The sequence below is a fragment of the Mycobacterium sp. TKK-01-0059 genome, from assembly GCF_000709305.1.
GTDB lineage: Bacteria > Actinomycetota > Actinomycetes > Mycobacteriales > Mycobacteriaceae > Mycobacterium > Mycobacterium intracellulare.
Genome location: NZ_KL446993.1, coordinates 3,587,960 through 3,602,255 on the forward strand (window position 1 = coordinate 3,587,960; position 14,296 = coordinate 3,602,255).

Consider the following 14,296-nt stretch of genomic DNA (forward strand, 5'->3'; position numbering starts at 1 on the left):
TGGAGTCGAGTTGACAGCACACAGTCGACGGAGGCTCAGGGCAGGCCGCTGCGATCCGACGCTGAACGCAACCGCGAGCGCGTCGTGATCGCCGCAAGTCGGTTATTCGCCGAGCGATCGGTGCAACTCAGCGGCTTTGAGCGGAGCCCACGGACAGCCTTGTTCGCCGCGATCGAATCGCAAAGGTGATCGCGCGCAACGTCAGGGGAACGTCACGACAACTTTGTCCGCGGCGCCGGTGGTGGCCGCCAGCCGCAGTGCCTCCTCGACGTCATCGAACGGAATCGTGTGGCTGATGATGACGGCGTACTTCTGCCAGTTGGCCACCAGATCCTTTGTCACTTCGAAGATCTCGTCGGGGTATCCACAGGATCCGACGATCTCGATTTCATTGCCCATCACGTTGAGCAGCTCCACCGACACGGGTTCCTTATGGACGCCCACGATCGTCAATCGCGCACCCCTCTTCGCCGCCGATAGGACGGTGTCGACGACGGCTTTCGCGCCCGCTGCGTCGAGGTAGACATCGGTCCCGACCCGACCGCCGAACATTGATTCGCCCTCGCCGTGCAGTTCCAAGAGCCGAGTGACGACATCTTCCTCGGAGGGGTCAATCACGGCGTCGGCGCCAACCTGCAGCGCCTTTTCGAGACGGCCCGAGATTGGGTCGATCACGACCATGTGGCCCACGCCCAGTGATTTGAACGCCAGTACTGCACCGAGGCCCACCGGTCCGGCGCCGAAGACGACGACCTTGTCTCCGGTTCGGGGGTTGCAGCGATTGGCGCCGTGTAGGGCGACGGCCATGGGCTCGTTGAGCGCTGCGACCTCCCACGGCACGTGCTCGGGTATCACCTCGAGACTGCGTCCTCGTATCGCATTCTCGATGAGTAGGTAGGGCGCCAACGCCCCTGTAGCGCCGCCGTTTCCGATAATGCCGCTCGGCGCGCTCATCGGGTTGACCACGACGTGATCCCCGACCTGGATGCCTACGACTTCCGCGCCCACCTCGACGACCTCACCCGCGGGTTCGTGGCCCAGAGGCATGCGACCCTCCATGGGTGGAACCCCGCCCATGGATATGTAGATTCCGTCAGACCCGCATACGCCGCAAGCACGCATTCGCAACAGGACGTCGCTCGGCCCGGTTCGCGGCTTTGGAACGTCGAGTAACCCCGTCTCGCCGACGGCAATGACTGTCGCCTGCTTCATGGCATCGGCCGATCGCCGGCCACGCGTGCGGGGTCGGGTTCCCCCATGGCGAAGAAGCTCTCCATCACGGGCTGCATCACGAGGTTGACGAGTTCGATCCGCGGACCAATCGGTCCTTTGCAGTAGGCCCAGAGTGTCTCGCCTTCGGGGGTTAGACCCCGTCCCTCGACAACAAAGTGACGTTCTCGCAGCGCCGCGATGTCGCCGTCGATGTCGTCGGACCAGTATCCGAGATGGTGTAGGCCCGAATTCGAGGGGGCCCACAGGGTGTTCGGAACGGCCTGGACGAGTTCCAGGCGTGGTTCGGTCAGTGAGAACGCCAGCCGCAGGGGGACGACGTGAATTTCGTCGTCGATCTCGACCGTCTGGTCCACCTCGAAATCCTGAGTCCACCGATGACCCGCGACGTCGGTGAGGAACGCCATCTCTGCGTCGAAGTCGTCCACGACGAGTCCGCAGTGGTACAGATCTTCTGCCTTCATTTTCCTTGCCCTTCTTCCATTCGCGTTGCCTTTCTTCGTGCGCGGTGTGGGACGGTCGTCAGATGGACGCGAGTAGTTTCCGCGCCGCTTCGATGCCGGGTCGCAGTCGTTCAACGGCCCCGATACCGGCGAGGGCGGCCTCGCGTTGCGGCATCTCGAGGCCGACGACGACGTCTCTGGGGAGCTCGGCCAGGTACTCCTTCAGAGGCACCTCACCGGCACCGGGGACAAGCCGCTCGTTCATGGCCTCGAAGTTGTAGTCGTCGAATTGGCTGACCATCGTGGTGTCGGACAGCTGGATGTATCCGATGCAGGATTCTGGAACTTCTGCGAGGTCGGCGGGCCGCGTGCCCAACCGGGCGATGTGCATGGTGTCGATCAGCAGGCGGAATTCGGGTCGGTCGACGTACTCAACCACCGTCATGCCAGTGTGGAGGTTTCCGATGGTGAAGCCGGGCACGACTTCCGTGACCGTAGTCATTCCACGCTGGGCAGCCATCTCGGTGATCGCGGCGAACTCGTCACAGCTTCGCCGTAGATCGGGCTCGAAGCTCACGACATTGATCTTCTCGGCGCCCAGTTCGGCCATCACGTCGAGATCGGCTGCCACCGTGGCCGAATCGCGCTCAGGCAGGATCAGCAGTCCCTCGCCCAACGAGATTTTCACACCGGTATCGGCCAGGGCGGCGATAACCTCACGCCGCAGACGTTCATCGTCCTTGAGCGAATACGTCGGGTAACCCAACTCCGCCAGCGGCACCCCATATAGCGCAGTGGAAATGTAGTGGCATCCCAATTCGGCTGTCAGAGAGATGAATTCGAGTGGCGGCATGCCGAAGATGCTCAAGAATTCGATGCCTAGCCGGTCCATTGTGTACTCCGATCGGTGTGGTGTCTCAAGCGCCCAGCATGACGAGGCCGCCATCGACGGCAAGCAGTTGGCCGGTGATGAACGCAGACCCCTCGCCGGCTAGGAAAACCAGAAGCGGACAAAGGTCCCTCGCCGGGTCACCGAGGGTTCCCCCCAGCGGGATGGCCAGCTTCATTTGGTCGTCCATGAACGCCGCGCCTTCGGGACCGAGAAAAGTACGCAGGCGGTCGGCTCCGGGTGTCTGCATTGCCGGCGCGACCGCATTCACGGTGATCCTGTCGTTGGCCCACGCCTTGGCGGCGGAACGCGTCCACGCGTGTACCGCTCCCTTCGTGGCGGCGTAGACCGCCGAGATGGGGCTGCCCATAACCGCTTCTGCCGAGCCGAAGTTGATGATCCGGCCTGGGGAGCCCTGCATGATGCGGTGAGCGGCTTGATTGACGTGAATGGTCCCTCGCACATTGATCGACACGAGCCGGTCGATGTCGGCGTCGGTGATCGCTCCCGCGATGCCCGGTAGCCAGAGGCCGGCGGCATGGATGACGGCGTCCAAGCCTCCCATCTCCGCCGCGGCTGCGTCGACCGTCTCGTTGACGCTGTTGACGTTGGTGACGTCGCAGCGAAGCCAGGTGGCTTGGGAGTTCTCGGGAGTCGGCGTCTCATGGAAGGTGGCGACGACGTCGGCGCCGGAATTCAGGAAGACGTCGACGATGGCTGCGCCGATGCCCGTGGCCGCGCCGGTAACCAGGACTCGTCTGCGAGCGGTTACATGCGCTCCAGTTTCGGGCATGTCACGCAGTCCCTTCAAGTTCGATGTCGAAGGCGGCTAAGTACTTGTCGAACACGGGCCGGATCCCGTCGACAGTCAAGCCGTACTGCTCCAATGAGTAGGCGGCAGAACCGAACCGATCTTGAGGATGTTCGGCAAGCCATCGACGCATCCGCTCAACGGTGGCATCGGTGAGTTCATCGCCGGCCCAGTCGTAGAGACTGCGCATCACTGAAATCGGATCACGCATCATCTCCGAGTAATACATGTGGAAGAAGCGGTCATCTCCGATGCGGTCGCGGACTCGAAGTGGGCGGGTGACGTGCGCGCGCATCTGATTGGTGGCCTTGCGGCCGAGCGCGTGCCGGTCGATGTCTGCTTCATTCATCACCACCTGCTGGGGCATCATCAGCAGGTTGCACAGCGAACCCGTGGCCTTGAACGGGTCACGATGCGCCCAAATAATACGCACGTCGGGGAACACGGTCAGCAGAGTTTCGATGTGCACCGCGTGCGATGGCATTTTCAAGTTCCAGGTGCCAGGCGCCTTCGACTGCAGGATTTGCAGCACCAACTTTTGATACTCATAAGTGCTTGTCATGTCCGCTTCGCCGATGAGCCATTCGGAGTATCGAGGAGTGGGCTGCCATGATTCCCACGACAGCGCCTTGAAATCGGCGGCGTGGATGAACATGTCCTCGGTCGGACCATCCGCGTCTTCCCAGTGCGGGATGGCGACTTTGGCCTTCCGCACCATCTTCAGCATCACCTTCTGCTCTTCCAGGAGGGCCAAGCATCGCGGATCACTCTTCAGAGTTGCAGTGGTCGCGGGCGGCACCGGGTGGATGCACTCCCAGTGCAGCAGCGAGCGGCGTGCCGGGTCTTCGCCCAGTAAATAACTGATCACCGTGGTGCCTGTGCGCGGCATCCCGAGGGTGACGAGGGGCCGTTTGATCTCCTGCTCGCGCACTTCGGGGTGGCGCTTCGCGTAATCGTGCACTTCCAGGCGGCTCGCGAGGACCCGCGCGAAGTTGCTGATCAGGTATTCGCGGCCGGAGTCGGTGATCAGCGGCGAGGAGTGAATTTCGTCGAGCAGGATCGCCAATCCCTCCCGCCAGGAATCGGAATCGATTTCGCGTAAACCGCTGCGCTGCTGCGCGAGGCGCAGGACGTCATCGGGGCTGCGGACCGCACGGTAATCCACCGCGGACGGCGTATCGGTGCTCATACCGTCAGGTACCCTCCGTCGACGGCGATGGTGGTCCCGGTGATGTACCGGGCCGGTTCACTGCACAGGAAAAGCACTGCCGCCCAACAGTCTTCAGGCTTTCCGGGACGCCCGAGCGGAGTATGGAATCCGATTTCAACATCGACGACTTGCGGGAGATTGATACCGGGGTCACTCAGTCGCGTGTGGATGAGGCCAGGTGCGACGGCGTTGACGCGGATGCCGTCGTTGCACCAGCGGCGCGCGAGGTTCCACGTCAGTGCGGTGAGTGCCGCTTTCGACGATCCATATCCCGGTGACAGGATCGCCGAACGGAACGCCGACATCGAGGTGGTGTTGACGACGTTGGCGCCGCCGGGTGCCGTGCTGCCCTTGAGCAGACCCTCACAGGCCATAGTCAAACGCATCGCGCCGAAGAGGTTCTGCGTCAGGGATAGGGCGAAGCCCTCGGGGGTCCATTCATCCTTCCACTCCGGGAAGGGGCCGCCGGCGTTGACCAGGATGTCCAGTTCGCCGAGCGACGCGGCGAGTTCGTCGACTGATTTTTCGTCGCGGAGCTGGCATTGCCGGTAGGTGAATGCGCTGAGGTCGTCGTCATAGTCTTCGGCTGATGCACGGGTCCCGGTGATGGCCACCGCGGCACCTGCCTTGGCGAATTGGGTGGCAATCTCCTGTCCTATACCGCTCGTGCCGCCGGTGACGAGTACCTTGGCGCCGGCGAAGTCGAAGGTGACTGCGTTCATGCCGATAAACCTTTGATGGAGTGCTCAATCCAGGCCTTCACCCAGAAGTTGTCTGCATCGTTGAGCAGATGCTCGTGAGCGGCAATGGCGACGCCCTTCGCGGCGGCGTTGGAGTCGTCGCCGGCCAGGATCAGATCGGTCAAGTGCAGCGCCTCGACCGCCTGGCCGGCGTCCAGACGCGCGCGGGCAGCCGCGACGAGTCGTTCAGGGCCGGCGGCCGCCACGACATCCGGCGCGACCGACCACGGCGGGATGGGGAACAGCTCGGTGGTGGAGCGGTGGTGGAACCAGCCGCCGTAGAGCTCCCAGATGGCGCGGGAGTTCCACGTGGTCCGCCCGTAACCCTCGCCGACGTCGAAACGTTCGGGCAGGTGGATTTCGTTCATCAGGCTGTAGAAATCGGAGCCCGACACCATGGCATCGATGACGCGGTCGTGTACCCACTGCATGGCATCGCGCATGGCGGTGACCTCGGTCGCGATAAGGTCCGCGCCGTTGATGGGGTCAAAGTGCCCGGTGATGAGGCGATCGGGCCGCAGGGACAGCACCAGATCCAGCGCCTCGATGTACTGGATCGGATCGCGGTACCGGTCACCGCGGATCGTCACCAGATTTGGGACGTGACCGAACAGCGGGCCAAACAGGTTGCCGGTGAATAGGACTCGGCTTTCGGGTAGCCATGCAACCAGTGCATCAGTGGTTTCGCCTCCAGGCGTCCAGTGCAGATCCACTTGCCTTCCGCCGACGTTCAGGCCCAGGTGACGATCGAACGTCGTAGTCGGCTCGGGAAACGACATGTCGAGCAGCGACATGTCGACGTCCTTGAGGTATTCGAGTGTTGCTCTGGTGAATTTCTCGAAGGCAAAGGCCGTGTTGCGCACTCGGACCGGCAGGAGTCGCTCGTTGTCGTCGCGCCAATAGTGGTAATTGGCGTGCATCACCACCGCGGTGTCTGGTTCTCGAAGTGCGGAAACTCCGCCCCAGTGGTCGCCGTGGCCCTGGGTGACGATGATCGTGTGGGTCGGTCCCGGCACCGCCTGGTAGGCCTCGCGATGCAAAGGCCCCTCGTAGAAAACTCCGGCGTTGATGATGACGCGCCCGCTGTCGGTCTCTACGGCATAGGAGTTCGACACCCCCGGTGACATCCAGATGCCATCGCCCAGCGACGTCGCCGGTTGACCCGAAGCAGCCGCAATCGCCTCGACACCGGGTCGGCGGTGATGAATTGACGCCATGCGCCGTACTTCCTCTCCACTGGCCGTGAGGCGTGGTCCAATCGGCCGGGCTTGCTATATCGAATATTCGATATACAATCGATATTGTGACACCGAGCGTAATCATGGGTTCCCATCCGCGTCAATCCGTTTCGCCACCCACTGATCGTGTGGTCGCCGTCATGAGCCTGTTGGGCGGTGCCCCAGACCGCCGTTTCACGGTCACCGAAGTCGGCCGAGCGTTGGAAATCAGCAGAGCGACCGCACACGCAGTGCTCAATGCACTGGCCGTTCACGATTGGGTAATCCGGGACCCCGAGTCTGGTCAATTCAGTTGCGGCCCAGCCGTCGAGACATTGGTTCGTCCGTCCGGGGCGGGACGACGGCTCGTCCGAGCCCGCCTGGCTGAACTGGCAATTGAACTTCAGATGCAGGTTCTGCTGGTACGGCGCAACGGAACTGACATGACGGTGATCGACACCGCGGGTCAGACGGCAACAGCTGCCCAGGTGGGCCTTGGCTTTCACGTCCCGTTCCTGGCCCCTTTCGGCCGCGAGTTCGTCGCGTGGGCCGATGACCAAACGCATGGGGCTTGGCTCGCACGCTTGAAAGCGGCGAGGCCCGAATTTCGTTCTCGCATGGACGAAGTGCTGGCCGACGTGCGCGACCGCGGCTACGCCATCGAGCGTCTGAGCCCAGAATGGCTCGCCGTGCACACTGCGCTTCAAGCGCTGAGCGGGCATGGCGACATCGACATCGTGACCACCAACCTCGCCGCTGCCATCGCCGACGGCACCGTGGTCGACTTCCTGACCAGGGAGCTCCACCCTGGCCAATTGAATGAAGTGGCCATGGTGATGGCTCCAGTGCGGAACGGCGACGGCGCGGTCGTAATGTCGCTCTCGGTGATCCCCTTCGCGTCGCTAGAAACGACCGTCCTGAAGGAGTTGGGTCAGCGAATGTGTCGCACCGCCGCCGAACTCGAAACGGTCATTGCTCGCTATGAGGCGACGTGATTAGGCAATGCCGCTGCCCGCCAGCGACTAGCGCCTCTTGAGTCCGCTACCCAGAAATCCCCGCACCACGAAGCCGCGGACGAAGGCCGCGACCACCTCGTCGTCGCCCATGTCGAGGTAGGGCGACGGAGTGGTGAACAGCGAGAACAGCATCCGCGCAAACCATTCCGTTGCCGAACGGATGTCGAGGTCACCGCGGACCTCGCCCGTCAGTCGCGCGGCCGAGACATAGGGCGCGAGAAACTCGCTGCATTCCCGCAACAGGGTCGACGCGTTCTTGGTCAACATCAGGCTGACCTCGTCTTGGTCGAAATAGGTTTCGGGTTCGACCACCCGGCGGGCTTGCGTGACGAAAACGCCCGCCCGGACCAGTTTTTCTTCCAGGGTGCTGCCGCCGTGGCGGTCGATCGCCTTGGCCAGCCTGCGATAGAAGCGCTGAGACGCCGCCTCCGCGCAGGCTTCGACAATGGTCTCCTTGTCCCGAAAGTATTCGTAGAAGGTGCTTCTCGACACGTCCGCGGCGCGGGCGATATCGACGATCGTCGTCTTCCGCAACCCGTGCGTTCGGAAGCACGCGAACGCCGCCGAGATGAGCACCTCGCGGGTGTCGACCGCCGTTGCGTGCGTCATCTGGAATCCCGGCTTCCCTGCTCAGTGGTCGGGTGCGAGGATCAGACCGCTCGTTGGGACGCCCGTGCCCGACGTGACAAGCACGTGTTCGACGTCGTCCACCTGATTGTGCGACGTGCCGCGCACCTGGCGGACACCCTCGGTGATGCCGTTCATGCCATGGATATAGGCCTCGCCGAGCAGTCCGCCGTTGGTGTTGATCGGCATCCGGCCGCCCAGTGACAGTTCCTCGACCGAGACGAAGTCCTTGGCCTCCCCGCGGCCGCAGAATCCGAGCTCCTCGAGCTGGGTGAAGACGAACGGTGTGAAGTGGTCGTAGAGGAAGGCCGTCGAAATGTCTTGCGGTTTGAGACCCGAATTGCGCCACAGCTTGTCACCGACCACGCCCATCTCGGGCAGGCCGGTGATCTCCTCACGGTAGTAGCTAGTCATCACCTCGCCGTCGTAGGCGGCTCCTTGCGCGGCGGCGGTGATGACTGCGGGCGGCCTGGCTAAATCGCGTGCGCGCTCGACGCTGGTCACCACCATCGCAACGCCGCCGTCGCTTTCCTGGCAGCAGTCGAGCAGCCTCAGCACGGGTTCGATGATCCATCGCGATTGTTGGTGCTGCTCAAGGGTTATCGGCTTCTGGTAAAACCAGGCTTCGGGGTTGTTCGCCGCGTGCTTGCGGTCGATGACGGAGATCTTGCCGAAATCGGCGTTGGTGACGCCGTAGGTGCTCATGTAGCGCTGAGCGTGCAACGCGACCCAGGCGGCCGGCGTCATGAAGCCAAACGGCGCATAGGGGGCCATCCATAACGGCGTCACGCCCGGCTGACGGCCAGCGCCACCGAAGCGGAATCCGGAGCGCTCGTTGAACGCGCGATAGCACACCACCGTTTCCGCCACGCCCGTGGCGACCGCCATCGCGGCCTGCATCACCGTTCCCGCGGCCGCGCCACCACCGTGTGGGACCCTAGTGAAGAACGTCAGGTCCCGGATCCCGACATTGCGGGCGACCTCGATCTCCTCGTTGTCGTCGACGCTGAACGTGACCATGCCGTCGATGTCGGCGGGACGAAGGCCGGCGTCGCTGATGGCGGCTTTGACTGCCTCGCAGGCCAATTGCATCTCACTGCGGCCCGATTCCTTGGAGAACTCGGTTTGGCCGATCCCGACGAGGGCGGCCCTGCCACCAATTCCGTCGCTCACGCATCCACACCTTCGAGCAGGCTGAGCACCGCGGTTCCCGATACGTGGTCGCCCAAGCTGTTGGTGCCTTTGAACGTGACCTCGACGAATCCTTCGCCGTCGGCCGACGATTTGTCCGTAACCGATCCCGTGAAGCGCATCGGATCATTCGGGTAGGCCGGGACGCCGAGGCGGATGGACAACTTCTTGATCATCGCTTCGGGGCCTGCCCAGTCATGAAGGAACTTCACGCAAAGCCCATTGGTCGTCAGGATGTTCAAGAAAATGTCTTTGGATCCCTGGGAATTCGCAAAGTCGCGGTCATGGTGCACGGGCATGTAGTCGCGGGACGCGATGGCGCCGGCGACGATCAGTGTGGTGGTCACCGGAACGTCCATCGGGGTGACTTCCTCGCCCACGTTGATGGAATTCCATGCGCGCGTGGTGGTGCGGTCGACGGTCGAGGTCATGTGTTTCCTTCCGGGTATGCGGCGCCGAGGCGGGCGAGTTGTTGGGGGGCGGAGCCGAGCGAGAGCTCGATCTGCTTGGCCCACAGGAAATAGCGGTGCAGCGGGTAGGTGACGTCGATGCCCATGCCGCCATGGACCTGTTGGGCCGACGCGACGACCCGTGCACCCGCTTCAGCGGCCCAAAATTTGGCGATGGCGGCGTCGCGGGCCGCCGGTCGGCCTTCCGCGATCAGCCACGCAGCGTGCCAGGTGGTCCACCGAATCGCCTCGACGTCGATGAATGCATCGGCCAACCGCTGCTGCACGGCCTGAAATGAGCCGATCGGCCTGCCGAACTGCTCGCGCTCGCCCGTGTAGGACGCCGCGATCTTCAACGCGCGCTCGGTCACCCCGACCTGCATGGCGCACAGCCCGACGAGCGCCCTGGTGTAGAGCGAACTTACCGCCACCGCACCACCGGCCTCGTTGAGTCGGTGCCCGACGGCCCCAGCGAACTCGACGTCGGCGTAGGGCTCACCATTGGTGGTTCTTGCCGGTGTGACGACGACGCCCTCGGTGGCCGTCTCGACGACGAACAGGCCCGGTCCATCGTCGGCGTGTGCCGAAACCACGATGGCGTCGGCAAGCTGCGCGGCGGGCACGAGTTCCTTCACGCCGTCCAGGATCCAGGCGTCGCCATCGGGCCGTGCGGCGGTGCGTGGGGCGGTCGGGTCGGAGCTTCCCGGTTCGGCGAGCGCGGCGGTCAGGATCGTGCTTCCGTCCACCACCTTCGGTAGGTACCGCCGCTGAATGGTCGAGTCACCGTGCCGCGCAATCGTATCCGCGCCGAGCACCAGGGTCGCATAGACCGGCACCGGCGCAACGCTCCAGCCCACTTCGGCGAGCAGCACGCCGAGGTCGAGGAAGCTGCCACCGCTGCCGCCAACGGATTCGGGTAGCGCGATGCCCAGCAAGTCCGACGCCGCCAGCTCGCGCCACAGCGCACGGTCGAAGCGAGTCTCGTCCGATTCCAGGTCGGTGAGGTGTTCGGGGGTGGCGCGGTGGTCGAAGAGCTGACGAGCCACCTTGCCGACCGTCTCTTGTTCTTCGGTGAAGGAAAAATCCATGGTCGTCTGATGCCTCGTTTGTCAGCGTGCCGGCCGGAACTGGTGCAACACCAGTTCGTCGCCGCTCGGGATTGCTTCGAACTTCTCGTAGAAGACCTCGACGGGCATACCGACCTCGATGGCCGCCGGTTCGATATCGCACAGGTTCGACACGATGCGCACGCCTTCGTCGAGCTCGATCAGTGCCACGACATAGGGGTATAGGAGGAAGGGGAGCGGCGGGTATTGCGGCATCACGAAGCTGTAAACCGCTCCGCGCCCGGTCGATTCGATGGAATCCCAGTTGAGCGACTGGCAATTTCCGCACATCGGACGGGGCGGCACCCGCAACGTCTTGCAGTCGGCGCAACGCTGGATCAACAGCTTGTGGTCCGCCAGCCCCGACCAAAAGAATTCGGTGTCCGGGCTGATCGACGGAGCAAGTCTGGTCGCCATCAGTCCCCAGCCGTTCCGGCGGGGGCCCCGCCCGTCTTGAATCGCAGCGTGCGGAACCATTGGCGGCCGATGACTTCGCCGTTCTGATCGCGGTACGTGGTCACCCACGTGACGAAGAATCCTTTGCCCATCGCGGTCGTCTTCTCGTCGGAGATCGAGTCGAACACCGTCTCACCGCTGATCTCGTCACCGACGCGGGGATAGCGTTCGATCTCAAACTCAGAGTTCGTCGCGATGATGCCCGTGTAACCCGCGTCGGAGAGGAATTGCAGCGGGTTCGTCTTGATCTCGATCGGCACGCCGCCGCGCTCATGGATGCCGGCGAGCTTGGGCGGCGGCATCGTCCAACTCTGCAGCATCACCGGCGGGGAAACCAGGCCACCGTAGCGGGAGTTCTCCGCGAACTCGGGATCAAGGTAGGCGGGATTCATGTCGTCCAACGCGTACGCCCAGTGCCGGATCATCGCGGCGTTCACCGGATCAGGGGCGCGGGAGGGTCTGCCGACTCCGTCGGTGGGCGTCCCGATCAACGCGTCGAGGCGCTCGCGCAGGTCGTCTTTGGCTAGCTCTGTCACGTGGATTTCCCCTTTCCGGAGGCCCGCACGTCTCGGGGTGCGCGGGGCATCCCAAGGCCGGCCATAGCGATGATGTCGCGTTGAAGTTCGTTGGCTCCGCCACCGAATGTGTTGATGACCGCCAGCCTGTAGGCGCTCTCCAGCTCGCCCTTGAGCGGAGCCGCCGAGTCCTTGCGGACACCCGCCTGCCCGACGACTTCGAGCAGCTCGCGGGCGACCTGTTGAGTGAGCTCGGTGCCGAAAACCTTTGCCGCCGAGGCCTCGCCCATCCCGAGGGCACCCGAGCTCATCGTCGCGTTCACGCGCAGGTTCAGCAGCCGGTAGGCGGCGACCTGCGCTTCCACCCGGGCCAGGGCCTGCTGCACCCAGGGCTGATCGATGACCATGCCGTCGTCGAGCGGTGTCGTCGACGCCCACTTGAGCGTCTTGGCGAAGAGCGGCTCCAGGGCACCGAGGTTGCCCAGGGCAGCGCGTTCGAGGTTGAGCTGGTTCGTCACCAGTGTCCACCCCTGGTTTTCGCCGAGCACGATGGCGCTCTCGGGTACCCGGACGTCATCGTAGAACGTGTAATACGTGGACACCCCCGGCATCGTGTGCAGCGGCTTCCACGAGAACCCGGGCGAGTCCGTCGGCACGATGAACAGGGTGATTCCCTTGTGTTTCTTGACGGTTGGGTCGGTGCGTGCCGCCAGCCAGATGTAGTCGGCGAACTCCGCGCCGCTGGTGAACATCTTTGAACCATTGATGACGAACTCGTCGCCGTCCCTGACCGCGGTGGTCCGCAGCGAGGCGAGGTCGCTCCCGGCGCCGGGCTCCGAGTAACCGATCGCGAAATCAACGGTTCCCTTGAGGATCGCGGGGAGGAACTTGGCCTTCTGCTCCTCGGTGCCGTACTGGATGAGCGTGGGGCCCACCGTGTTCAGGGTGACGAACGGCAACGGCGCGTTGACCCTGCGCGCTTCCTCCGAGAAAATGTACTGCTCCAACGCGGTCAGCCCGCCGCCACCATATTCGACCGGCCAGGCGACGCCGAGCAGCCCGGCGTCGCCGAGAGCGCGCCTGCATTCGGTCATCGCGGCGCCGCCCTCGGTCAGGTTGGCGACGGCAGCGCGGCGCTCCGGGGTCATCACCGCCTCGAGGCGGGTCCGATAGTCCTTGCGGAGCTGTTCCTGTTCAGGCGTGTAGTCGAAGTCCATCAGATGTCCGCTCCCAATCGCACCGGCATGCGTTTCACACCGGGCACCATGGTGGCGCGCAGCCGGGTCACGTCACCGGTGAGCTCGATCGTGGGAAAGGCGCCCAGTAGCACCTCAAACATCACCCTGGCTTCCAGGCGCGCGAGCTGGGCGCCAAGGCACGCGTGCTCACCCGCCCCGAACGCGATGTGCGGGTTGGGATTCCGAGTGATGTCGAACTCCTCGCAGGTGGGACCGAAGATCTCCTCGTCGCGGTTTGCCGCGCCGTAGAGCATGACCACGGTGTCGCCCGCCCTGATCTGCTGGCCGCGGATCTCGACGTCCTGGGTAGCGCGGCGGGCCATGTGGGTGACCGGACTGGTGTAGCGCAGCATCTCTTCGACCGCGCACGGCAGCAACGACGGATCCGAACGCAGCAGCGCGAACTGGTCGGGGTGGTCGATCAGCGCCAACGTGCCCAATGCGATGAGGTTGCGGGTGGTTTCGTTGCCCGCGACCAACAGCAGGAAGGAAAAGTTGAGCAGATCCGCATCGGACAGCCGCTCGCCATCGACCTCGGCCGCGGCCAGGATGCTCAGCAGGTCGTCCTGCCCGCTGACCTCGCCGGAGCGCCGCGCGGCGATGAGCTTCGTGAAGTATTCGTACAGCTCACCGAGGGCGGCGATCGAGTCCAGTTCGATGTCCGGGTCGGCGGTGCCGACCGCCGCGTCCGACCACGCGCGGAACTGCTCCCAGTCTTCGGGTGGGGCGCCCAGCATCTCGGCGATCATCCGGGTGGGAAGGGGCGCGGCGATCTCCTCCGCGAACTCGTACTCTCGCGATGGCTCGACACTGTCCACGATGCCCTTCACGATCTGACGCACCTTGGGCTCGAGCAGCTGCACCTGGCGGCGGCTGAAGCCGGAGTTGATGAGCTTGCGCAGCTGCCGGTGGCGCGGAGGGTCGGTGAAAATGAGGTTCCCCTCCTGAACGGGTTCAGGCTGGCTGGGATCCGGAATCGTGATGCCCTTCGTGGACGAGAAGGACAGTGGGTGGCCCGAAACGTAGCGGACGTCCTCGTACTTCAATAGCGCCCAGAAGTTGGTGACGTCGTTCCACACGACGGGCGTCGTGTTACGGAGTTCCCGGTAGGCCGGGTAGGGATCGCCGGCGTAGAAGTCCGGAGAGTGCAAGGGAACA

The 14,296-nt window shown here is 63.9% G+C and carries 16 protein-coding genes; 1 reads left to right on the forward strand and 15 read right to left on the reverse strand.

Annotated elements, in window-relative coordinates:
- Window positions 1-201: 201 nt before the first annotated feature.
- The 7 genes from K883_RS17065 to K883_RS17095 are packed head-to-tail and all read right to left on the reverse strand — an operon-like array spanning window position 202 to window position 6,540.
- Window positions 202-1,212 carry a zinc-dependent alcohol dehydrogenase gene (locus K883_RS17065; protein ID WP_036455037.1) on the reverse strand — a complete coding sequence of 337 codons (1,011 nt, stop codon included), beginning with the start codon at window positions 1,210-1,212 and terminating at the stop codon, window positions 202-204.
- Complete coding sequence (locus tag K883_RS17070) at window positions 1,209-1,694, reverse strand: VOC family protein (RefSeq protein ID WP_020822122.1); 486 nt, start codon at window positions 1,692-1,694, stop codon at window positions 1,209-1,211. Before K883_RS17070 ends, K883_RS17065 begins: the two co-directional genes overlap by 4 nt.
- 58 nt (window positions 1,695-1,752) lie before the next feature.
- Complete coding sequence (locus K883_RS17075; RefSeq protein WP_020822123.1) at window positions 1,753-2,565, reverse strand: sugar phosphate isomerase/epimerase family protein; 813 nt, start codon at window positions 2,563-2,565, stop codon at window positions 1,753-1,755.
- Between the two features lie 25 nt (window positions 2,566-2,590).
- The gene (locus K883_RS17080) at window positions 2,591-3,355 is read right to left on the reverse strand and encodes an SDR family NAD(P)-dependent oxidoreductase (protein WP_036455038.1); all 765 of its coding nucleotides are present in this window, start codon (window positions 3,353-3,355) and stop codon (window positions 2,591-2,593) included.
- Window position 3,356: 1 nt separating this feature from the next.
- Window positions 3,357-4,562, reverse strand: coding sequence for a sulfotransferase family protein (locus K883_RS17085; protein ID WP_020822125.1), 1,206 nt, complete (start codon window positions 4,560-4,562; stop codon window positions 3,357-3,359).
- Window positions 4,559-5,305 carry an SDR family NAD(P)-dependent oxidoreductase gene (locus K883_RS17090; protein WP_020822126.1) on the reverse strand — a complete coding sequence of 249 codons (747 nt, stop codon included), beginning with the start codon at window positions 5,303-5,305 and terminating at the stop codon, window positions 4,559-4,561. Before K883_RS17090 ends, K883_RS17085 begins: the two co-directional genes overlap by 4 nt.
- A complete protein-coding gene (locus tag K883_RS17095; RefSeq protein ID WP_020822127.1) occupies window positions 5,302-6,540 on the reverse strand; it encodes an alkyl sulfatase dimerization domain-containing protein in 1,239 nt (412 codons plus the stop codon). Before K883_RS17095 ends, K883_RS17090 begins: the two co-directional genes overlap by 4 nt.
- Before the next feature lie 104 nt (window positions 6,541-6,644).
- Between K883_RS17095 and K883_RS17100 the strand changes: the two genes are divergently transcribed.
- Window positions 6,645-7,535 (forward strand): helix-turn-helix domain-containing protein, encoded by an 891-nt coding sequence (locus K883_RS17100; protein WP_081656322.1) that lies wholly within the window; start codon window positions 6,645-6,647, stop codon window positions 7,533-7,535.
- Window positions 7,536-7,562: 27 nt separating this feature from the next.
- Here K883_RS17100 and K883_RS17105 read toward each other — a convergent pair whose 3' ends face one another.
- Genes K883_RS17105 through K883_RS17140 form a run of 8 tightly spaced genes read right to left on the reverse strand, consistent with a single transcriptional unit; the run spans window position 7,563 to window position 14,289 of the window.
- The gene (locus K883_RS17105; protein ID WP_014711337.1) at window positions 7,563-8,165 is read right to left on the reverse strand and encodes a TetR/AcrR family transcriptional regulator; all 603 of its coding nucleotides are present in this window, start codon (window positions 8,163-8,165) and stop codon (window positions 7,563-7,565) included.
- Window positions 8,166-8,186: 21 nt separating this feature from the next.
- Window positions 8,187-9,356, reverse strand: a complete 1,170-nt coding sequence (locus tag K883_RS17110; protein WP_020822128.1) for a lipid-transfer protein — start codon at window positions 9,354-9,356, stop codon at window positions 8,187-8,189.
- Window positions 9,353-9,805: a MaoC family dehydratase gene (locus tag K883_RS17115; RefSeq protein WP_008255389.1), complete on the reverse strand. Its 453-nt coding sequence runs from the start codon at window positions 9,803-9,805 to the stop codon at window positions 9,353-9,355. Before K883_RS17115 ends, K883_RS17110 begins: the two co-directional genes overlap by 4 nt.
- Complete coding sequence (locus K883_RS17120; protein ID WP_008255394.1) at window positions 9,802-10,911, reverse strand: acyl-CoA dehydrogenase family protein; 1,110 nt, start codon at window positions 10,909-10,911, stop codon at window positions 9,802-9,804. The genes K883_RS17115 and K883_RS17120 overlap by 4 nt, the downstream gene beginning before the upstream one ends.
- 21 nt (window positions 10,912-10,932) lie before the next feature.
- Entirely contained in the window at window positions 10,933-11,346 is a 414-nt protein-coding gene (locus K883_RS17125; RefSeq protein WP_036455041.1) for a Zn-ribbon domain-containing OB-fold protein, read from the reverse strand.
- Entirely contained in the window at window positions 11,346-11,921 is a 576-nt protein-coding gene (locus tag K883_RS17130; protein ID WP_008255397.1) for an FAS1-like dehydratase domain-containing protein, read from the reverse strand. Before K883_RS17130 ends, K883_RS17125 begins: the two co-directional genes overlap by 1 nt.
- The gene (locus tag K883_RS17135) at window positions 11,918-13,117 is read right to left on the reverse strand and encodes an acyl-CoA dehydrogenase family protein (protein WP_020822130.1); all 1,200 of its coding nucleotides are present in this window, start codon (window positions 13,115-13,117) and stop codon (window positions 11,918-11,920) included. Before K883_RS17135 ends, K883_RS17130 begins: the two co-directional genes overlap by 4 nt.
- Window positions 13,117-14,289: a cytochrome P450 gene (locus tag K883_RS17140; protein ID WP_020822131.1), complete on the reverse strand. Its 1,173-nt coding sequence runs from the start codon at window positions 14,287-14,289 to the stop codon at window positions 13,117-13,119. The genes K883_RS17135 and K883_RS17140 overlap by 1 nt, the downstream gene beginning before the upstream one ends.
- Window positions 14,290-14,296 lie beyond the last annotated feature (7 nt).

Coding starts and splice junctions, on each gene's coding strand:
- K883_RS17085 (WP_020822125.1), bottom strand. CDS start 4,562: ATGAGCACCGATACGCCGTCCGCGGTGGATTACCGTGCGGTCCGCAGC.
- K883_RS17100 (WP_081656322.1), top strand. CDS start 6,645: ATGGGTTCCCATCCGCGTCAATCCGTTTCGCCACCCACTGATCGTGTG.
- K883_RS17120 (WP_008255394.1), bottom strand. CDS start 10,911: ATGGATTTTTCCTTCACCGAAGAACAAGAGACGGTCGGCAAGGTGGCT.
- K883_RS17070 (WP_020822122.1), bottom strand. CDS start 1,694: ATGAAGGCAGAAGATCTGTACCACTGCGGACTCGTCGTGGACGACTTC.
- K883_RS17105 (WP_014711337.1), bottom strand. CDS start 8,165: ATGACGCACGCAACGGCGGTCGACACCCGCGAGGTGCTCATCTCGGCG.
- K883_RS17065 (WP_036455037.1), bottom strand. CDS start 1,212: ATGAAGCAGGCGACAGTCATTGCCGTCGGCGAGACGGGGTTACTCGAC.
- K883_RS17095 (WP_020822127.1), bottom strand. CDS start 6,540: ATGGCGTCAATTCATCACCGCCGACCCGGTGTCGAGGCGATTGCGGCT.
- K883_RS17080 (WP_036455038.1), bottom strand. CDS start 3,355: ATGCCCGAAACTGGAGCGCATGTAACCGCTCGCAGACGAGTCCTGGTT.
- K883_RS17115 (WP_008255389.1), bottom strand. CDS start 9,805: ATGACCTCGACCGTCGACCGCACCACCACGCGCGCATGGAATTCCATC.
- K883_RS17075 (WP_020822123.1), bottom strand. CDS start 2,565: ATGGACCGGCTAGGCATCGAATTCTTGAGCATCTTCGGCATGCCGCCA.
- K883_RS17125 (WP_036455041.1), bottom strand. CDS start 11,346: ATGGCGACCAGACTTGCTCCGTCGATCAGCCCGGACACCGAATTCTTT.
- K883_RS17090 (WP_020822126.1), bottom strand. CDS start 5,305: ATGAACGCAGTCACCTTCGACTTCGCCGGCGCCAAGGTACTCGTCACC.
- K883_RS17135 (WP_020822130.1), bottom strand. CDS start 13,117: ATGGACTTCGACTACACGCCTGAACAGGAACAGCTCCGCAAGGACTAT.